Below are 21,920 nucleotides of genomic sequence, written 5' to 3' on the forward strand. Positions count from 1 at the left end.
GCAATCTTCCGGGGGTGGAACGGTCAACGGGATGCGTCGTCGCTGAGCGCGAGGTCGATCAGGCTCTGGGTGTCCAGGTCGTCGAGGTCGTCGTCGTCCTCGTCGTCGTCGGACGCGACGGCGGCGGCGGCCACGGCGGCGGCAGCAGCGGGAGCGGCGGCGGGCACCGCCGGGCCGGCGGCGCCGTCCAGCTCGGCCAGGCCGAGCAGGACCTCGTAGACGCCGGCCGCGCGCAGCCGCTCCACCGGGATCGAGCCGAACGCCCGGCGCAGCGCGGCGACCTCCGCCGGGTCGCCGGACGGCCCGTCCGCGGCCGCCTCGGGCACGAAGCGCTCGCGCAGGTGGGCGGCGAGCTCGGCCGGGTTCGGGTAGTCGAAGACCACCGTGGCCGGCAGCCGCAGGCCGCTGGCCGTGGCCAGCCGGTTGCGCAGCTCCACCGTGGTGAGCGAGTCGAAGCCCATGTTCTGGAAGGGCTGGTTCGGGCCGATCGCCCCGGCGCCCGCGTGCCCGAGCACGGTGGCGGCCAGGCCGCGCACCAGGTCCTCGAACACGCGCTGCGCACCGCCGGCGTCCAGGCCGGCGAGCCGGGCGGAGAGCACGGCCGGCCCGTCGTGCGCCGCGGCCGCCGCCGACCGGGGCGCGCCTGCCCCGCCCGGGCCGCCCCGGCCGCCCGGGCCGGCGAGTCCGTTGAGGATGGAGGGCAGTTCCTCGCCCTGGGCGCGCAGGGCGCCCCGGTCGAGGCTGATCGGCACCAGGATCGGCGCGGCCAGTTCGAGCGCCGTGTCGAACAGGGCCAGGCCGTCCTCGGTGGACAGGCCGAGCACCCCGGCCCGGGCCATCCGGATCAGGTCGGTCTGCGGCAGCTCGCCGGACATGCCGCGCTCGGCCCACATGCCCCAGGCCAGTGACTGCCCGGCCAGGCCCCGGGCGCGGCGGTGCGCGGCCAGGGCGTCCAGGAAGGAGTTGGCCGAGGCGTAGTTGGCCTGCCCCGGTGCGCCCCAGGTCCCGGCGGCCGAGGAGAACAGCACGAAGGCCGCGAGGTCCAGGTGCGCGGTCAGCTCGTGCAGGTGCCAGGCGACATCGGCCTTGGGACGCAGCACGGTGTCCATCCGCTCGGGGTTCAGCGACCCGAGGACGCCGTCGTCCAGGACGCCCGCGCAGTGCACGACGCCGGTCAGCGGGCGGTCGGCCGGGACCGAGGCGAGCAGCGCCGCCAGCGCGGCCGGGTCGGCGGCGTCACAGGCCTCCAGCCTGACCTCGGCGCCCAGGCCGGACAGCTCGGCGACCAGCTCGGCGGCCCCGGGGCCGTCCGGGCCGCGCCGGCTGACCAGCAGCAGGCTCCCGACGCCGTGCGCGGTCACCAGGTGCCGGGCGATCAGACCGCCGAGCACGCCCGTGCCGCCGGTCAGCAGCACGGTGCCGGCGGCCAGTTCCCGTCCGGCGGCGGGGACCGGCCACACGGTGTCGCCGGACGGGCCGAGGCTGTCCGCGGCCCGGGCCAGGCGCGGTACCAGGAGCCGGTCGCCGCGCACGGCGACCTGGTGCTCGTCCAGGGCGAGCGCGGCGGCCAGCGCGGCCGTGCGTCCGGCCTCCGCCGCGGCGTCGCCCTCGAAGCCGGACGCGGGCGCCTCGTCGAGGTCGATCAGCATCGCCCGGCCCGGGTTCTCCACCTCGGCGGTGCGCACCAGGCCCCAGACCGCCGCGGCGGCCAGGTCGGTGACCGCCGGGTCCGCGGGCCCGGTCGCCATCGCGCACCGGGTGACCACGACCAGCCGGGAGCCGTCCAGCAGCTCCTCGTCCAACCAGCCCTGGACCAGGGCGAGCATCCGGTGCACCGCCCCGTGCACCCCGGCGATGCCGGGCTCGTCGCCTACGCCGGGCAGGCAGGGCACCACGACCAGCTCCGGCGGCTGCGCACCGGCCTTCAGCGCGGCGCGCAGCGCGGCCAGGTCGGCGTGGACCGCGCCGGCGCCCGACGGTTCGAGCGCCGCGGCGATGCCCGCGGTGTCCGCGGTGTCCGCGGTGTCCGCGGTGTCCGCGCCGATGATCGCCCAGCCGCGGGCGCCCCGGTCCGACTGCTCCGCCGGGTCGGCCGGGATCCAGTTCAGGACGAGCAGGGAGTCGTCGGCGGAGTCGGCGACCGGCTGCGGGGCGGGGCGCACCGCCAGCGACTCGGCCGAGAAGACCGGAGCCCCGGTGCCGTCGGCGCAGTGCACCCCGACGGCGCCGCCCTCGGCCGGACGCACCCGCACCCGCAGGGCGCCGGCGCCCCGGGCGTGCACGGCCATCTCGCCCCAGGAGAACGGGACCATCGGAGGCCCGTCGACCGCCTCGGTGTCGCGCAGCGCACCGGCGTGCAGCGCCGAGTCCAGCAGCGCCGGGTGCACGGCGAACCCGTCGGTCTGCGCGCCCTCGGGCAGCGCGACCTCCGCGAACACCTCCTCACCGCGGCGCCAGGCGGCGCGCAGCCCCTGGAACACCGGGCCGTAGCGCAGCCCCGACGCGGCCAGTGCCGGGTAGACCTCGGAGACGTCGAGCTGCTCCGCCCCCTGCGGCGGCCAGACCGCCAGGTCGGTGAAGCCGTCGATCCCGGCCTCGGCCAGCCGGCCGCTCGCGTGCCGGAGCCAGTCCGCGGTGGACGGCGCGTCGGCCGCCCGCGAGTACACCGCGACCGGCCGCCTGCCGTCCTCCTCGGCCGCGCCGACCCGCACCTGGACGGCGCGCGCCGCGGTGGCCCGGCCGGGCTCGTCGGGGCCGAACACCAACGGGGCTTCGAGGATCAGCTCCTCCACCTGGCCGTAGCCCGCGCGCTCGCCCGCCGTCAGCGCCAGATCGGCGAACGCGGTGCCCGGCAGCAGGATCTGACCGGACACGACGTGGTCGGCGAGCCACGGGAACGCGTCGAGGGACAGTCGCCCGGCCAGCATCCAGCCCTGCCCGTCGGCCAGCGCGGTACCGGCGCCGAGGAAGGGGTGCTCGACCGGTTCGAGCCCGGTGTCGGCGACGTCGCGCGCGGTGTCGGAGAGCAGCCAGTAGCGCCGACGCTGGAAGGGGTAGGTGGGGAGGTCGGTGGTGCCGGTGCCCGGGTGGAAGGTGGTCCAGTCGACGGTGGTGCCGTGGGTGTGGAGGGCGGCGAGGGCGGTGACGGCGGACTGTTCTTCGGGGCGGCCCTTGCGCAGGGTGGGGATGAGGGCCTGGTCGCCGTCGGTGGTGCTGTGTGCGGCCATGGCGGTGAGGACGGCGTCGGGGCCGAGTTCGACGAGGCGGGTGGCGCCGCCGGTGGTGGTGAGGGTGGTGAGGGCGTCGGCGAAGCGGACGCTTTCGCGGACCTGGCGGACCCAGTACTCGGGGTCGCTCAACTCGCCTTCGGCGGCGGTCTTCCCGGTGAGGGTGGAGACCAGGGGAATCGTCGGCTGGTGGTAGGTGAGGGTGGCGGCGACGGTGCGGAACTCGTCGAGCATCGGCTCCATGAGGGCGGAGTGGAAGGCGTGGGAGACGGTCAGGGCCTTGGTGCGCTCGAAGCCTGCGGCGACCTTTGCCACCGCGTCGGTGTCGCCGGAGACGACGACGGCGCGGGGGCCGTTGACGGCGGCGATGTCGACGCCGGGCAGGAGGGCGGCGCGGACCTCGTCCTCGGTGGCGACGATGGCGGTCATCGCGCCGCCGGTGGGCAGGGCCTGCATCAGCCGGGCCCGGGCCGCGACCAGGGTGCAGGCGTCCTCCAGGGACCAGACCCCGGCGGCGTGGGCGGCGGCGAGTTCGCCGATGGAGTGTCCGGCGACGTAGTCGGGGGTGACGCCCCAGGACGCGAACAGGCGCAGCAGGGCCGTCTCGACGGCGAACAGCGCGCACTGCGCGTAGCCGGTCCGGTCGAGCAGGCCTTCGTCGGACGGGGACCACATGACGTCCTTGAGCGGTCGCTCCAGTCCCTTGTCGAGGATGGCGCAGACCTCGTCCAGGGCGGTGGCGAACACCGGGAAGGTGCGGTACAGCTCCTCGCCCATGCCCGTGCGCTGCGAGCCCTGGCCGGTGAACAGGAACGCCGTCCGCCCGGCCGCGCTGGTCCCGTGGACGATGCCGGGGGCATCGGTTCCGGTCGCCAGCGCGGTCAGGCCCGCGAGCACCTCCTCACGGCCGGAACCGACCACAACCGCACGGTGCTCGAAGTGCGTACGCTCCGTCGCCAACGACCGCCCGATCAGGGGCAGTTCAGCATCCGAGGCAGCCTCGACCCGCTCCAGCAGCAGCCCTGCCTGCGCCCGCAGTGCCGCAGGCGTGCGCGCCGACACCGGCCACACCACCACACCGGAAGGAGCCTGCACGTCGCCTTCCTCCATGGCGGCGGCTTCCTCGACGATCACGTGCGCGTTGGTGCCGCTGAGCCCGAACGCGGACACCCCGGCCCGGCGGGGGCGTTCCCCGGCCGGCCACGCCACCTCGTCGGTGAGCAGCCGCACCCCGCCCCTGGACCAGTCGACGTGCGAGGACGGCGCGTCCACGTGCAGCGTGCGCGGCAGTACGCCGTGCCGCAGCGCCATCACCATCTTGATGACACCGGCCACCCCGGCCGCCGCCTGGGTGTGCCCGAAGTTGGACTTCACCGACCCCAGCCACAGCGGCCGCTCCTCGGCCCGCTCGCGCCCGTAGGTCGCCAGCAGCGCCTGCGCCTCGATCGGGTCGCCCAGCGTCGTCCCGGTCCCGTGCGCCTCGACCGCGTCCACGTCGCCCGTCTCCAGGCCCGCGTCCGCCAGCGCCGCCCGGATCACCCGCTGCTGCGCCGGACCGTTCGGGACGCTGAACCCGCTCGACGCCCCGTCCTGGTTCACCGCACTGCCGCGGAGCACCGCGAGCACCGGGTGGCCGTTGCGCCGGGCATCGGAGAGCCGCTCCAGCAGCAGCATGCCCGCGCCCTCCGAGCAGCCGACGCCGTCGGCCGCGTCGGCGAACGCCTTGCAGCGCCCGTCGGGCGCCAGGCCGCGCTGCTCGCTGAAGTAGACGAACATGTCGGGCTCGGTCATCACCGTGACGCCGCCGGCCAGGGCGAGCGTGCACTCGCCCCGGCGCAGCGCCTGCGCCGCGAGGTGCAGGCCGACCAGCGAGGACGAACAGGCCGTGTCCACCGACACCGCCGGGCCCTCCAGGCCCAGGGTGTAGGAGACCCGCCCGGAGATCAGGCTGCCGTCGCTGCTGCCCGGGCCGTAGTCGTGGTACATCACCCCTGCGTAGACCCCGGTCGCGCTGCCGCGCAGGGTGGCCGGACGGATCCCGGCCCGCTCCAGCGCCTCCCACGACACCTCCAGCAGCAGCCGCTGCTGCGGGTCCATGCCCAGCGCCTCGCGCGGCGAGATGCCGAAGAACTCCGCGTCGAACTCGCCCGCGCCGTCGACGAAGCCGCCGTCCAGCGAGTAGGTGGTGCCGGGCGTGTAGGCCGCGTCGCGGGCGGCGGACCCGGGCTCGTGGAGCCGGCCCAGGTCCCAGCCGCGGTCAGCGGGGAAGGTGCCGACCGCGTCCACGCCCCCGGCGACCAGCCGCCACAGCCCCTCCGGCGAGGTGACCCCGCCCGGGAAGCGGCAGCCCATGCCGATGATCGCCACGGGCTCGCCCTGGGCCGCCGTCAGCCGGTCGTTCTCCTTGCGCAGCACCGCGTTGTCCAGGACCGCCTGGCGCAGTGCCGCGACGATCCGCTCGGTGGATTCCGACTCGCTCACGACTGGTCATCCTGTCCGCCGTAGACCGACTTCATCAGTTCCTCGACACTCATGGCGGCGATCTCCTCCTGGAGCGACGCGCTCTCGGCGGCGGCGGTGCCGTCCGCCGTCGGCCCGGCCTGGTCCTCGGGTGCGTCCGGGACCAGTTCGTCCAGCAGGTAGTCCGCCAGCGGCTGCGCCGTCGGGTAGTCGAAGATCAGCGTCGCGGGCAGGCGCAGCCCGGTCTCGGCGCCGATCCGGTTGCGCAGCTCGACGGCTGCCAGGGAGTCCAGGCCCAGGTCGGTGAAGCCCTTGTCCGGGTCGATCTGGGTGGTGTCGGGGTAGCCGAGCACGCCCGCGGTGTGCCGCAGGACCAGGTCGAGCACGACGGCCGTCCGCTTCTCCGGGGCCATCGCCGCCAACCGGACGTCCAGGGCCGCCTCCGGGGTTGCGGAGCCGGCCGCGACGGTGGCCAGGGTGCGCCGGGCCGGGCCGCGGAGCAGGCCGCGCAGCAGGGCCGGCGGCTCGGGCGGGGTCTGCCCGGCCGCGGCCGTCGGGCGCGGGGCCAGCTTGATCGGGGCGAGGGCCGGTGCGGCGGTGCCGAGCGCCGCGTCGAACAGGGCCAGGCCCTCCTCCGCGGACAGTTCGGCGACGCCGGAGCGGGCGAGCCGCTCCAGGTCCACCTGGTCCTCGCTGCCCTGCCACGGGCCCCAGGCCAGGGCCTTGGCCGGCAGGCCCTGGGCCGCGCGGTACTCGGCGAGGGCGTCGAGGAACACGTTGGCCGCCGCGTAGTTCGCCTGGCCTGCGGTGAGCACGAGGCCGCCGGCCGAGGAGTAGAGCACGAAGGCCTTCAGGTCCAGCCCCTTGGTCAGTTCGTGCAGGTGCCAGGCGGCGTCGACCTTGGGCCGCAGCACCGCGTCGACCTGGCCGGTGGTCAGCGAGCCGAAGACGGCGCTGTCCATCAGTCCGGCGGCGTGCACGACGGCGGTGAGCGGGTGGCCGTCCGGGACGGCGCCGAGGAGTGCGGCCAGCGCGTCGGGGTCGGCCACGTCGCAGGCCGCGAAGACGGCCTCGGCCCCGAGCTCGCCGAGTTCGGCGGCCAGTTCGGCGGCGCCCGGCGCGTTCGCGCCCTGCCGGCTGGTCAGCAGCAGGTGCCGCACGCCGTGCTCGGCCGCCAGGTGCCGGGCCAGGTGGCCGCCCAGCAGCCCGGCGCCGCCGGTGATCAGGACCGTGCCCTCCGGGTCCCAGGCGGCCGGGTCGGCCGGGTCCGCCGGGAGCGGTTCGGCCCGTTCGAGGCGGGGCAGCCAGACGGCTCCCCCGCGCACCGCGGCCTCCGGCTCGCCCGAGGCGACGACCGCGGGCAGCGCCAGCAGCGAGGCGGGCGAGCCGTCGGTGTCGACCAGGACCAGCCGGCCCGGGTTCTCGGCCTGCGCGGACCGGATCAGGCCCCACAGCGGGGCCTGGACCAGGTCCGGGCCCTCGGTGTCGGCGGGGGTCGTGACGGCGTTGGTGGTCAGCACGACCAGGCGCGCCCGCGGGTCCCCCGGCTCGGCGAGCCAGTCGGCGACGCCGGCGAGCGTGCGGTGGACCAGCGTCCGGACCTCCTCCGGCACGGTGCCGGTGCCCGTCGCGCAGGTCAGCACGACCACCTCGGCGTGCGGTGCCTCGGTGGCGGGGACCACCGGGAACGGCAGGGCCGGGCCTTCCGCGGTGCCGAGCAGCGCCCAGCCCTCGGGGGCCTCGGCCGTCCCGACGGCGGGGCCGGGCTGCCAGCCGATCCGCAGCAGCGCGTCCCGGGCCGGGTCGGCGCCGCCGAGCCGGTCGGCGGTGACCGGGCGGACCACCAGCGCGTCGATCCGGGCCACCGGCGCTCCGGCCGGGTCGGCCAGGTCCAGGGTGGTTCCCTTGGCCCCGGGCAGCACCCGGACCCGCAGCGCGCTCGCGCCCGCCGCGTACAGCCGCACCCCGGTCCAAGCGAACGGGATGGTCGCCTCGCCGACGGCCTTCGGGCCACCGTCCACCAGGAAGTCCATGGCGCCGAGGGCGGAGTCCAGCAGCGCCGGGTGGATGCCGAAGCCCGCGGTGTCGGTGCCCTCGGGCAGGGCGATCTCGGCGAGGACCTCCGCGACGGCGCCGTCGGCGCGGCGGACCCAGATCGCCTTCATGCCCTGGAAGACCGGGCCGTAGCCGAAGCCGAGGTCGGCGAGGTCGGCGTAGACGCCGTCGATGTCCACCGGCTCGGCGTCGGCCGGCGGCCAGGCGGCGGCCTCGAAGGACGGCTGCCCGGACCGGTCGGCGCGGGTGAGCGTGCCGGCCGCGTGCTGCGTCCAGGGCGCGCCGACGGCGGCCGCGTCGCGCGAGTAGACCGCCAGCGTGCGCCGGCCGTCCTGGTCGCCGCCGAGCACCACCCGGACGCTGGTGGAGACGCCGTCCTGGAGGATCAGCGGGGCCTGCTGGGTCAGCTCCTCCAGCAGGTCGAAGCCGACCTCGTCGCCGGCCCGGACCGCCAGTTCGACGAACGCGGCGCCGGGGAGCAGCGCGGTGTCCATCACCAGGTGGTCGCGCAGCCACGGCTGGCGGGCGAGCGAGAGCGTCCCGGTGAGCACCACGCCGCCGGTGTCCGGCAGTTCGACCACGGCGCCGAGCAGCGGGTGCCCGGCCCCGTCCACACCGGCGGAGGCGACGTCGCCGGCCGGCGCGGTGGCGTTGAGCCAGTACTCCTTGCGCTGGAAGGCGTAGGTCGGCAGGGCGACCTTGCGGGCGCCGCGCCCGGCGAACACCCCGTGCCAGTCCACGGCGACGCCGCGCACGTGCAGTCCGGCCAGGGCGTTGAGCACGGTCCTGGTCTCCTCGCCGGTGCGGCGCAGGGTCGGGAGCAGCACCTGGCCGTCGGTGACGCTGTGCCCGGCCATGCCGGTGAGGACGGCGTCGGGGCCGAGTTCCACGAACCGGGACACGCCGCTGGTGCTGAGCGTGGTGACGGCGTCGGCGAAGCGGACGCTCTCGCGGACCTGCCGGACCCAGTAGTCGGGGCTGCCGAGCTCCTCGGCGGTGGCGAGCCTCCCGGTGAGGGTGGAGACCACCGCGACGGTCGGCTCCCGGTAGGTGAGCCTCGCGGCGACGGCCCGGAACTCCTCCAGCATCGGCTCCATCAGGGCCGAGTGGAAGGCGTGCGAGACGGTCAGCGCCTTGCTGCGCCGGAAGCCGGCGGCGACCTTGGCCACCGCCTCCGTGTCGCCCGAGATCACCACGGCGCGCGGGCCGTTGACGGCGGCGATGTCGACGCCGGGCAGCAGCGCGGCGCGGACCTCGTCCTCGGTGGCGACGATCGCGGTCATCGCCCCGCCGGTGGGCAGGGCCTGCATCAGCCGGGCCCGGGCCGAGACCAGCGCGCAGGCGTCCTCCAGCGACCACACGCCGGCGGTGTACGCGGCGGCGAACTCGCCGATCGAGTGTCCGGCCACGTAGTCCGGCCGCACCCCCCAGGACTCGAACAGCCGCAGCAGCGCCACCTCGACCGCGAACAGCGCGCACTGCGCGTAGCCGGTCCGGTCGAGCAGGCCCTCCTCCGAGGGGGACCACATGACGTCCTTGAGCGGACGCTCAAGCCTCTTGTCCAGGACGGCGCAGACCTCGTCCAGGGCGGCCGCGAAGGCCGGGAAGACGCGGTACAGCTCCGCGCCCATGCCCACCCGCTGCGAGCCCTGGCCGGTGAACAGGAAGGCCAGCCGGCCGGCCGAGCGGGCGGTCGCCCGGACCAGGCCCGCGGACGCGCCGCCCGAGGCCAGCTCGGTCAGGGCGTGCACCGCGGCCTCGCGGTCCGCGGCCAGGACCACCGCGCGGTGGTCCAGGGCGGCGCGGGTGGTGGCCGTGGAGAAGGCCGCGTCCAGCAGTTCGGTCGAGGCGTCCAGCCGCTCGGCGAGCCGGGCGGCCTGCTCGCGCAGCGCGTCCGCGGTGCTGCCGGACACGGCCAGCGGGACCAGCGGCAGCGCGGGCGCGGGGTCGGCGGGGCGCTCCGGCCTGGTCGGGCGGACCGGCGGGGCCTCCTCGACGATCACGTGCGCGTTGGTGCCGCTGATGCCGAAGGAGGAGATGCCGGCGCGGCGCGGGCGGCCCTGCGGGGTCCACGGCCGGGCCTCGGTGAGCAGTTGCACCGCGCCGCTGGACCAGTCGACGTGCGGGGACGGCGCGTCCACGTGCATGGTCTTGGGCAGCAGGTCGTGGCGCAGGGCCTGCACCACCTTGATCACCGCCGCCGCGCCGCCGGCGGCCTGCGCGTGGCCGATGTTGGACTTGACCGAGCCGAGCCACAGCGGCCGGTCGGCCGGGCGGCCCTGGCCGTAGGTGGCGAGCAGGGCCTGCGCCTCGATCGGGTCGCCCAGCCGGGTGCCCGAGCCGTGCGCCTCGACCGCGTCGACGTCCGCCGGGGTGAGCGCCGCCGCGGCCAGCGCGGCGTGGATCACCCGCTCCTGGGACGGTCCGTTCGGGGCGGTGAGCCCGTTGGAGGCGCCGTCCTGGTTGACCGCGGAGGCCCGTACGACGGCCAGCACCTCGTGGCCGTTGCGCCGGGCGTCGGAGAGCCGCTCCAGCAGCAGCAGGCCCGCGCCCTCGGCCCAGCCGACGCCGTCGGCGGCCGCGGCGAAGGACTTGCAGCGGCCGTTGGGCGACAGCACGCCCTGTCGGCTGGAGTCCACGAACAGGTCGGTGGCGGAGAGCACCGTGACGCCGCCGGCCAGGGCCAGCGAGCACTCGCCGTTGCGCAGCGCCTGGGTGGCCAGGTGGAGGCTGACCAGAGAGGAGGAGCAGGCGGTGTCGACGGTCAGCGACGGGCCCTCCAGGCCGAGCAGGTAGGAGATCCGGCCGGAGACCACCGCGCCGGAGCTGCCGTTGGCCAGGTAGCCCTCGACGTCGGCCGGCGCGTCCTTGAGGCGGCTGCCGTAGTCGTCGTACATGGCGCCGGCGAAGACGCCGGTCAGGCTGCCCTTGAGCGACTTCGGGTCGATCCCGGCGTGCTCGATGGTCTCCCAGGCGGTCTCCAGCAGCAGGCGCTGCTGCGGGTCCATGGCCATCGCCTCGCGCGGGCCGATGCCGAAGAACGCCGGGTCGAACCAGGCCGCCTCGTGCAGGAACCCGCCCTCGTGGGCGTAGGTCTTGCCGCGCTTGCCGGGCACCGGGTCGTAGACCCCGGCGATGTCCCAGCCGCGGTTGGTCGGGAACTCGGTCACCGCGTCGACGTTGTCGACCAGCAGGCGCCACAGGTCCGCGGGCGAGGCGACGCCGCCGGCGTAGCGGCAGCCCATGCCGATGATCGCGATCGGCTCGTCGGAGCGGCCGCGGGCGGTGGTGGCGGCCTTGGCCGCGGCCGCCGGTTCGGTGCTCTCCATCAGCCGGCCCATGATGAACTCGGACACGGCCCGGGCGGTCGGGTAGTCGAAGACCATGGTGGCGGGCAGCGCGAGCCCGGTGGCCGAGCTGAGCGCGTTGCGCAGCTCCACCGCGGCCAGCGAGTCGAAGCCGAGCTCCTTGAACGCCCGGTCGGCGTCGACCGCGGAGGCGTCGGCGTGGCCGAGCACCGCGGCGATCTGGGTGGACACCAGCTCCAGCAGCACCCGGTCGCGTTCGGCGCCGGCCAGGCCGGCCAGGCGCTGGGCCAGGGCCGGACCGCCGCGGGCCTGGCCGGCGGCGCGGGCGGCGCGCCGCACCGGGGCCGGGGCGAAGGCCCGCAGCAGGGCGGGCAGGTCCTCGGCGCGGGCCCGCAGCGCGGCCGGGTCCAGGCGCAGCGCGGCCAGGACGGCCGGGTCCGCGCCGAGCGCCCGGTCGAACAGGGCCAGGCCCTGCGCGACGCTGAGGGCGGGCATCCCCAGACCGGCCATCCGGCGCAGGTCGGAGTCGCCGAGCTCGCCGCCGAGTCCGGTGTTGTGGTCCCACAGGCCCCAGGCCAGCGCGGTGGCCGGCAGGCCCTGGGCGCGGCGGTGATCGGCGAGGGCGTCGAGGAAGGTGTTGGCCGCCGCGTAGTTCGCCTGCCCGGAGGCGAGCACCAGGCCGCCGGCGGAGGAGAACAGTACGAAGGCGGTCAGGTCGAGGTCCCGGGTCAGCTCGTGCAGGTGCCAGGCGGCGTCGACCTTGGGGCGCAGCACGGAGTGCAGCTGCCCGGCGGTGAGCGAGCCGAGCAGCGCGCCGTCGGCGGTTCCGGCGGCGTGCACGACGGCGCTGAGCGGGCGGTCGGCGGGGACGGCGGCGAGCAGGGCGGCCACGGCGTCGCGGTCGGCGGTGTCGCAGGCGGCCACGGTCACCTCGGCGCCGAGCGCGGTCAGCCGCTCGGCGAGCTCGCCGGCGCCCGGCGCGGCCGGGCCGCGGCGGCTGGTGAGGAGCAGTCGGCGCACGCCGTGCTCGGCGACCAGGTGCTCGGCGAGCAGGCCGCCGAGGCCGCCGGTGCCGCCGGTGACCAGGACCGTTCCGGTGCCCAGCGGGCCCGGCCGGTCGCCGGACGCGGCGGGCACGGCCGCCTCGGCCAGGCGCGGGAGGAGGACGGTACCGGCCCGCAGGGCGGCTTCCGGCTCCCCGGCGGCGACCACCGCGGGCAGCAGGTCGAGCCGGTCGGTGTCGGACTCGACCAGGACGAACCGTCCGGGGCTCTCCGCCTCGGCGGCCCGGACCAGGCCGGCCACCGGCGCGTGGCCGAGGTCGCCGGCCCGGGTGAGCACCAGCAGGCGGGCCTGGCGCAGCCGCGGCTCGGCGAGCCAGGCCTGCAGCTCGGCGAGCGTGCGGTCGGCCGTGTCGTGCGCCTGCCGCGGCACGTCGGCGGCGGCGGCGGTCGCCGGGATCAGGAGCACCGCGACGGCCGGGGCCGGGGCGTCCCCGTCGAGAGCGGCGACCAGGTCGGCGACGCCCCGGTGCTCGGGTGCGCCGGCGCCGATCAGCGTCCAGTCGGCGGGCAGCGGCGCCTCGGCGGCGGTGAGCGCGGTCCACTCGATCCGCAGCAGCGAGCCCTGGTCCGACGGCGCGCCGGCGCCGAGCTGCTGCCCGGTGACCGGCCGCGAGACCAGCGAGGCGACGGAGGCGACCGGGTTGCCCTCGGTGTCGGCGACCTCGATGGCGGACAGCTCGTCGCCGTCCAGCCGGGTGATCCGCACCCGCAGTTCCCGGGCGCCGGCGGCGTACAGGGTCACGCCGTTCCAGACGAACGGCAGCAGGGTCGCGCCCTGGCCGTCGTCGAGCAGGTCGGCGTGCATGGCGGCGTCGAGCAGCGCGGGGTGCAGGCCGAACGCGGCGCCGGTGGCGGCGATGTCGTCGGGCAGCGCGACCTCGGCGAACACCTCGTCGCCGCGGCGCCAGGCGGCGCGCAGGCCCTGGAAGGCCGGGCCGTAGCCGTAGCCGCGGGCGTTCAGCCGCTCGTAGGCGTCGGTGACGTCGATCTCCTCGGCCCCGGGCGGCGGCCACTCGGCCGGCCCGGCGGGCTCGGGTGCCCCGGTCAGGGCCAGGACGCCCGAGGCGTGCCGGGTCCAGGGCTGCTCGGGCCGGTCGTCCGGCCGGGAGTGCACCTCGAACCGGCGCCGGCCGTCCTGCTCGCCCTCCACCAGGACCTGCAGCGCGACGCCGCGGTGGGCCTGGTCGCCGCCGGGCACGATCAGCGGGGCCTCCAGGGTCAGCTCGTCCAGGGCCCGGCAGCCGACCTGGTCGCCGGCCCGGATCGCGAGTTCGACGAATCCGGTGCCGGGCACCAGGATCGCGCCGTTCACCTCGTGGTCGGCCAGCCAGGGCTGGCGCCGGGCGCTCAGCCGTCCGGTGAGCACGACCGAGTCGGAGCCCGGCAGCGGCACCACGGCGCCGAGCATCGGGTGGTCCGCGGCCAGCTGGCCGACGGTGGTGACGTCCCCGGCCGGGACCGGGTCGGTCCAGTAGCGCTGGTGCTGGAAGGCGTACGTCGGCAGGTCGATCCCGCCGGGCGCGGCGCCGAGCAGCGCGGGCCAGTCCACGACGGTGCCGCGGGCGTGCAGCAGGCCGAGGGCGGTCAGCAGCACCGCGGCCTCGGGCCGGTCGCGGCGGCTGGTCGGGGCGAAGGCCGGGGCGGGGGCGCCCTCGGCCGCGTCCACGCACCGCGCGCCCAGCGCGCTGAGCACGGCGTCCGGTCCGATTTCGACGAAGGTGCGTACGCCCTCGGCGGCCATCCGGCGCACCGCGTCGGCGAAGCGGACGCTCTGGCGGGCGTGGCGCACCCAGTAGTCGGCGGACCGGAGCTCGTCGGCGTCGGCGAGTTCGCCGGTGACGGTGGAGACGATCGGGATCCGCGGCGGGTGGAGGGTCAGGCCCTCGGCGACCCGGCGGAACTCCGCGAGCATCGGCTCCATCAGGGCGGAGTGGAAGGCGTGGCTGACGGTGAGCCGGTGGGTCTCCCCGCCGCGCTCGCGCACCAGGCGGACCAGTGCGAGGACGGCGTCCTCGGTGCCGGAGACCACCACGGCGGCCGGGCCGTTGACCGCGGCCACGTCCACCGTGTCTTCGGCCCCGTCGAGGCCCGCGATCAGGGCGGCGGCCTCCTCCTCGGTGACGCCCAGGGCGGCCATCGCGCCGCCGGCCGGCAGCTCCTGCATCAGGGCGCCGCGGGCGACCACCAGGCGGCAGGCGTCCTCCAGCGAGAACACCCCCGCGGCCTGGGCCGCGGCCAGTTCGCCGACCGAGTGCCCGGCCATCAGGTCCGGGGTGACGCCCCAGGACCGGAGCAGGCGGAAGAGCGAGAGCTCGACCGCGAACAGCGCGGCCTGGGTGTACACGGTCCGGTCGATCAGGCCGTCCTCGGCCCGGTCGCCGAGGCCGAGGACGACCTCGCGCAGCGGCCGCCAGGACGCCGGGGCGTACGGCTCGCCGGCCGTGCGGGCCGCCCGGGCGGCGGCGTCGAGGGCGGCGGTCACCTCGTCGAAGGCCGCGGCGTACGCCGGGAAGGCCGCGTACAGCTCGCCGCCCATCCCGATCCGCTGGGCCCCCTGGCCGGAGAACAGGTAGCCGAGCCTGCCCTCGTTCACCGTGTCGTGCACCAGGCCGGTGCCGGTCCCGCCCGCGGCGAGCAGGTCCAGGCCGTCGAGCAGGGCGGTGCGGTCGGCGGCGAGCACCGCGGCGCGCCGGTCGAACGCGGTCCGGGCGGAGGCGAGCGCGCCGGCCAGGCCGGTCAGCGGCAGCTCGGGCCGCTCGGCGACGAAGGCGCGCAGCCGCAGGGCCTGGTCGCGCAGCGCCGGGGCGGTCCGGGCGGAGAGCAGGAACGGCAGCACGGCGGGGTCGGCGGCCGGCTCCGGAGCGGCCTCGGGCTCGGCCTGCTGCGCCTGGTACTCCCCCACGATCACATGGGCGTTGGTGCCGCTGATGCCGAAGGAGGAGACGCCGGCCCGGCGGGAGCGGCCGGCGGCCGTCCAGTCCTGCCGGTCCGTCAGCAGCCGCACGTTGCCCGCGGTCCAGTCGACGTGCGGGGACGGGGCGTCCACGTGCAGGGTCTGCGGCAGCACACCGTGCCGCAGCGCCATCACCATCTTGATGACGCCGGCGACGCCCGCCGCGGCCTGGGTGTGGCCGACGTTGGACTTGACCGAGCCGAGCCAGAGCGGCTGCTCGCGGTCCTGGCCGTACACCTCCAGCAGGGCCTGGGCCTCGATCGGGTCGCCGAGGGTGGTGCCGGTGCCGTGCGCCTCGACGGCGTCGACGTCCTGCGGGCGCAGCCCGCCGGCGGCCAGCGCCTGGCGGATCACCCGCTGCTGCGCGAGGCCGTTGGGGGCGGTCAGGCCGTTGCTGGCGCCGTCGTGGTTGACGGCGCTGCCGTCGACCACGGCCAGCACCCGGTGCCCGTTGCGCTCGGCGTCGGAGAGCCGCTCCAGCAGCAGCATGCCCGCGCCCTCGCCCCAGCCGGTGCCGTCGGCGGCGGCCGCGAAGGACTTGCAGCGCCCGTCGGCGGCCAGGCCGCGCTGTCGGCTGAAGTCGATGAAGGTGTCCGGGGTGGACATCACGGTCACGCCGCCGGCCAGGGCCAGGGCGCACTCGCCGCGGCGCAGCGCCTGGATCGCCCAGTGCATCGCGACCAGGGAGGAGGAGCAGGCGGTGTCCACGGTGACCGTGGGGCCCTCCAGGCCGAGCGCGTAGGAGACCCGGCCGGAGACCACGCTGGCGAGGCTGCCGTTGCCGAGGTATCCGGCGGTCTCCTCGGAGACGGCGCCGCGGCCGGTCCCCCAGTCGTGGTACATCACGCCGGCGAAGACGCCGGTGTCGCTGCCGCGCAGGGACGCCGGGTCGATGCCGGCCCGTTCGAAGGCCTCCCAGGAGATCTCCAGGAGCAGCCGCTGCTGCGGGTCCATGGCCTGCGCCTCGCGCGGGCTGATCTCGAAGAACTCGGCGTCGAACTCGGCCGCGTCGTGCAGGAAGGCGCCCTCGCGGGCGTAGCTCTTGCCGGGGCGGCCGGGCTCCGGGTCGTAGATGGCCGCCTCGTCCCAGCCGCGGTCGTCCGGGAAGCCGCTGACCGCGTCCACGCCGTCGTGGACGAGCCGCCACAGCTCCTCGGGGGTGCCGACGCCGCCGGGGAAGCGGCAGCTCATCGCGACGATCGCGATCGGCTCGTCGGACCGGACGGCGGTGGTCGGCCGGACGGCGGGGGCGGCGGTGCCGGAGAGCTTGGCCAGGATGTGGTCGGCCAGCGCCCGCGGGTTCGGGTAGTCGAAGACCAGGGTGGCCGGCAGCCGCAGGCCGGTCGCCGCGTCCAGGCTGTTGCGCAGTTCCACCGCGGACAGCGAGTCGAAGCCGAGGTCGCTGAAGGCGCGGCGGGCGCCGACCGCCTCGGCGCCGGTGTGTCCGAGGACGGCGGCGGCGCGGGCGCGCACCAGGTCGAGCACCGCGCGGTCGCGCTCGGGCTCGGGCAGCGCGGCCAGGCCGGTGACGGCCTCGGCGGCGGGCGCGGTGGACCCGGCGGCCGGGGGGATCCGGCGGGCGGCGGGGCCGGCCACGTCGCGCAGCAGGGCCGGCAGCGCGTCGGCGCGGGCGGCGAGCGCCGCCCGGTCCACCCGGACCGGCACCACGGTCGGCCGGCCGGCGGCCAGCGCCCGGTCGAGGGCGGCCAGGCTCTCGGCCGCGGTCAGCGGCGCCAGGCCGAGCCGGGCGATCCGCCGGCGGTCGGCGTCGGTCAGCGCCGCGCCCATGCCGCCGAGGTCCGCCCACAGGCCCCAGGACAGGGCGAGCGCGGGCAGGCCGAGGGAGCGGCGGTAGTCGGCCAGCGCGTCGAGGAAGGCGTTGCCGGCGGCGTAGTTGCCCTGGCCGCCGCCGTCGGCGAGGGCCGCGGAGGAGGAGAAGAGGACGAAGGCGGAGAGGTCCAGGCCGCGGGTCAGCTCGTGCAGCAGCCAGGCCGCGTCGAGCTTGGGCCGCAGGACGGTGTCGACCTGCTCGGCGGTGAGCGTCTCGACCAGGCCGTCGGCCACCAGGCCCGCGGCGTGCACCAGGCCGGTCAGCGGGTGCGCGTCGTCGATGCCGCCCAGCAGCGCGGCCAGCGCCTCGGGGTCTGCCACGTCGCAGGCCGCGGCCTCGGCGTGCGCGCCCAGCCCGGCCAGCTCGGCGAGCAGCCGTTCGGCCTCGGGCGTGGCGGCGCCGCGGCGGCCGACCAGCAGCAGCCGGCGGACGCCGTGCTCGGTCACCAGGTGCCGGGCCACCGCCGCGCCGACGCCGCCGAGGCCGCCGGTGATCAGGAAGGTGCCGTCCGGGTTCGCGGCCCCGGCCGTCCAGGGGGTCTCCGGGGCGGCCGGCCCGGCGGCGTCCCGCAGGCGGGTGAGCCGGGGGACGAGCAGGGTGCCCTCGGCGAGCCACAGCTCGGGCTCCCCGGTGGCCGTCGCGGCGGCCAGTTCGGCGGCGCCGACCGGGTGGTCCGAGTCGTCCAGGTCGAGCAGCACGAACCGGCCGGGGTGCTCGGCCTGGGCCGAGCGGACCAGGCCGCGGACGGGCGCGGCGGCCAGCCCTGCGGCGGTCGCCGCAGCGGCGGCGCCCCGGGTGACCACGACCAGCTTCGACGCGGCGAACCGCTCGTCGGCCAGCCAGCCGCGCAGGGCGGCGAGCACCCGGTGCACGCCGAGGTGCGCGGTGCCGATCAGGCCGTCGGTGGAGTCGGTGGGCAGCACGGGCAGCAGCACGGCCGCGGGCACGGCGCCGGCGGCGAGCGCGTCGAGGTCCGCGGAGCACGGGACGCCCAGGTCCCACGGGTCCTCGGTGCCCAGCACGGCGAGGGCGGCACGGCCGGCGGACGGGTCCGCGGCGGGCGCGACGGCGGGGGCCGGCTTCCAGGAGACCTCGTACAGCGGCTCGGCGCGGGCGGCGCGCAGCGCCTCGGCGGCGACCGGCAGGGAGCGGAAGGAGGCCACCTCGGCCACCGGTGCGCCGGTGCGGTCGGCCAGCGCCAGCGAGACGCCCTGCCCGGGCAGCGACCCGATCCGCACCCGGACGGCGGTCGGCGCCGCGGCGATGAGCCGGACGCCGCTCCAGGCGAAGGGCAGCCGGATCTCCTCGGGCTCGCGGGCCTCGCCCGGGGCGAAGTCGGTGGCGTGCAGCACCGCGTCCAGCAGCGCCGGGTGCAGGGCGAACGCCCCGGCCTCGCCGTCGAGTTCGACCTCGGCGAAGACCGCGCCGCCCGGGCCGTCCGCGCGCCAGACCCGGCGCAGGCCGCGGAAGAGCGGACCGTAGCCGTAGCCCTGCTCCGCGAGGTCCGGGTAGAGGTCCTCCACCGGCACCGGGCGGGCGCCGGCCGGCGGCCACTGCGCGAAGTCGGCGAACCGGTCGGCGGCGGACGGTCCGGCGGTGCCCGCGGCCTCGGCGGTGGCCAGGGTGCCGACGGCGTGGCGGGTCCAGTCGGCCTCGTCGGCCCACTCGCCGCGCGAGTGGACCTCGACCGTCCGGCGCCCGGCCTCCTCGGCGCCGACGACGACCTGGACCACGACCGCGCCGTCCTCCGGCACCGCCAGCGGTGCCTGGAGGGTGAGCTCCTCGACCAGGTCGCAGCCGACCCGGCCGGCGGCGTGCAGGGCCATCTCGACGAAGGCGGTGCCGGGCAGCAGCACCACGCCGGAGATCACGTGGTCTGCCAGCCAGGGGTGGGTGCCGAGGGCGACCCGCCCGGTCAGCACCAGGCCCGCCGACCCGGCCAGGCCGACCTCGGCCGGCAGCAGCGGGTGGGTGGACGCGGTCAGGCCGAAGCCGGCGGCGTCCGCGACGCCCTTCGGCGCGGCCATCCAGTAGTGCTCGCGCTGGAAGGCGTAGGTCGGCAGCGGGACCCGCCGCAGCGGGGCGCCCGCGTGCAGCGCCGGCCAGTCCACCGCGACGCCCCGGGTGTGCAGCTCGGCGAGCGCGGACAGGACGGCCTCGGTCTCGGAACCGGTGCGGCGCAGTGCCGGGGTGAAGGAGAGCTCGGTCTCGCCGGCGGCGGCCGCGCACTCCTCGGCCAGGCCGCTCAGCACCCGGTCCGGGCCGAGCTCCAGGCAGGCGCCGACGCCCAGTCCGAGCACGGTGGCGACGCCGTCGGCGAAGCGGACCGGCCGGCGCACCTGCTCGACCCAGTAGCGGGGGTCGCCGAGCTGCTCGGCGGTGGCCGGACGGCCGGTCAGGTCGGAGATCAGCGGGATCCTCGGCGGCGCGTACTCGACCACCTGGAGGATCTGCTCGAACTCCTCCAGCATCGGCTCCATCAGCGCCGAGTGGAAGGCGTGCGAGACCCGCAGCGCGGTGGTGCGCCGGCCCTCGGCGGCGAAGGCCGCGGTGACCTGCTCGACCTCGGCGGCGGGGCCGGACACGACGACGGCACCCGGGGCGTTGACGGCCGCGATGCCGGTGGCGCCGGACAGGCCGGGCAGTTCGGCGAGGCGGTCCAGGACCTCGGCCTCGGTGGCGGCGACCGCGGCCATCGCCCCGCCCTCGGGCAGGGACTGCATCAGGGCGCCGCGGGAGGCGACCACCAGGCAGGCGTCGTCCAGCGACCAGACCCCGGCCACGTGCGCCGCGGCGAGCTCGCCGATCGAGTGGCCGAGCAGGACCGCGGGGGTCACTCCCCAGGACTCGTAGAGCCGGTAGAGCGCGACCTCCAGGGCGAACAGCGCGCACTGGGCGTACTGGGTCTGGTGGAGCGCCTCGGCGTCCTCTCCGAACCACACCTCGCGCAGCGGCCGCTCCAGCTGCAGGTCGAGCCGGTCGATCACCTCGTCCAGCGCCTCGGCGAAGACCGGGAAGGCGTGGTAGAGCTCGCGGCCCATGCCCAGGCGCTGCGAGCCCTGGCCGGTGAACAGCACCGCCAGGCCGCCGGGCCGGGCCGAGCCGGTCCGCACCGCGGCGTCGCCGGGGCCGGTGCCCTCGGCGAGGGCGGTGAGAGCGCGGACGGCCTGCGCGCGGTCCCCGGCGAGCACCACCGCGCGGTGCTCCAGCGCGGCGCGGGTGGTGGCCAGCGAGAAGGCGGTGTCCGCCAGGCCGGTGTCGGCGTCCTCGGCCGCGAGGAAGGCGGCCAGCCGCCCGGCCTGGGCGCGCAGGGCCTGCGGGCTCCTGGCCGAGACCGGCAGGAGCAGCGGTGCGGAGGAGGCGGGGGCGGGGGCGCTCTCGGGCGCGTTCTCCCCGGCGGCGGGGGCCGGGGGCTGTTCGACGATCAGGTGGGCGTTGGTGCCGCTGACGCCGAAGGAGGAGATGCCGGCGCGCCGGGGCCGGTCGGCCTCGGGCCAGGGCTGCTCCTCGGTCAGCAGCCGGACGTTGCCGAGGCTCCAGTCGACGTGCGGGGTCGGCTCGTCCACGTGCAGGGTGCGCGGCAGCACGCCGTGCTCCATGGCCATCAGCATCTTGATCAGACCGGCGGCGCCGGCCGCGGCCTGGGTGTGCCCGATGTTCGACTTGACCGAGCCGAGCCAGAGCGGCTGCTCGCGGTCCCTGCCGTAGGCGGCGAGCAGCGCGCCCGCCTCGATCGGGTCGCCGAGCCGGGTGCCGGTGCCGTGCGCCTCGACGGCGTCCACGTCGACCGGGGCGAGGTCCGCGTCGGCGAGCGCCGCCCGGATCACCCGCTGCTGGGCGAGGCCGCTGGGCGCGGTGAGGCCGTTGGAGGCGCCGTCGGAGTTGATCGCGGTGCCGCGCACCACGCCGAGCACCCGGTGGCCGTTGCGCAGCGCGTCGGAGAGGCGCTCCAGCACGAACACGCCGACGCCCTCGCCGAAGCCGGTGCCGTCGGCGGCCGCGGCGAAGGGCTTGCACCGGCCGTCCTCGGCCAGTCCGCGCTGGCGGGCGAAGGAGGTGAACACGCCGGGGCCGCCCATGATCGCGACACCGCCGGCCAGGGCGAGCGGGCAGTCGCCGCGGCGCAGCGCCTGGACCGCCAGGTGCAGGGCGACGAGCGAGCCGGAGCAGGCGGTGTCCACCGTCAGGGTGGGGCCCTGGAGGCCGAAGGCGTAGGCGACCCGGCCGGAGACCACGCTCGGCGCGTTGCCGGTCAGCAGGTAGCCGTCCATGCCGTCCGGGGCCTCGTGCAGCCGCGGCCCGTACTCCTGGGCCTCGGCGCCGATGAACACGCCGGTGCGGGTGGCGCGCAGCGAGGCCGGGTCGATCGAGGCCCGCTCCAGCGCCTCCCACGCGGTTTCGAGCACCAGCCGCTGCTGCGGGTCCATCGCGGAGGCCTCGCGCGGGGAGATGCCGAAGAACCCGGCGTCGAACTCGCCGGCGTCCGGCAGGAAGCCGCCGACCCGCACGTAGCTGGTGCCGGGGGTGCCGGGATCCGGGTCGTAGAGCGCGTCGAGGTCCCAGCCCCGGTCGGTCGGGAAGCCGGAGAGGGTGTGCCGGCCGGAGGCCACCAGCTGCCACAGCTGCTCGGGCGAGGTGACGCCGCCGGGGTAGCGGCAGCCCACCCCGACGATCGCCACCGCGTCGTCCTCGGCCGACCGGGCGCCGGCGGCCGGCCGCTCGGGCTCCGGCTCCGGCTCGGCGTCGCCGACCAGTCCGGCCCGGATCAGCCGGGCCAGGGCCGCGGCCGTCGGGTGGTCGAAGACCACCGTGACCGGCAGCTCCAGACCGGTGTCCGCGACGAGCCGCGTCTGCAGCTCGACCGCGGCCAGCGAGTCGAAACCGAGCTCGCTGAGGGGAGTCTCGGGATCCACCGTCCCGGGCGCGTCGGGCACGAAGGCGCCCAGTACCGCCGCTACCCGCTCCCGCACGAAGCCGAGCAGGAACGCGTAGGACGTGTCGTCGAACAAGATGGGCATTGCC

2 protein-coding genes are annotated in these 21,920 nt (G+C 77.0%); both read right to left on the reverse strand.

Annotation, left to right across the window (positions count from 1 at the left end; translation table 11 throughout):
* Window positions 1-23: 23 nt before the first annotated feature.
* Complete coding sequence (locus ACFVFS_RS22150; protein WP_380626324.1) at window positions 24-5,708, reverse strand: type I polyketide synthase; 5,685 nt, start codon at window positions 5,706-5,708, stop codon at window positions 24-26.
* On the reverse strand, window positions 5,705-21,916 hold the full coding sequence (locus ACFVFS_RS22155; RefSeq protein WP_380626325.1) for an SDR family NAD(P)-dependent oxidoreductase: 16,212 nt from the start codon (window positions 21,914-21,916) through the stop codon (window positions 5,705-5,707). The genes ACFVFS_RS22150 and ACFVFS_RS22155 overlap by 4 nt, the downstream gene beginning before the upstream one ends.
* Window positions 21,917-21,920 lie beyond the last annotated feature (4 nt).

This window comes from Kitasatospora sp. NPDC057692 (assembly GCF_042799475.1).
Classification (GTDB): Bacteria; Actinomycetota; Actinomycetes; order Streptomycetales; family Streptomycetaceae; genus Kitasatospora.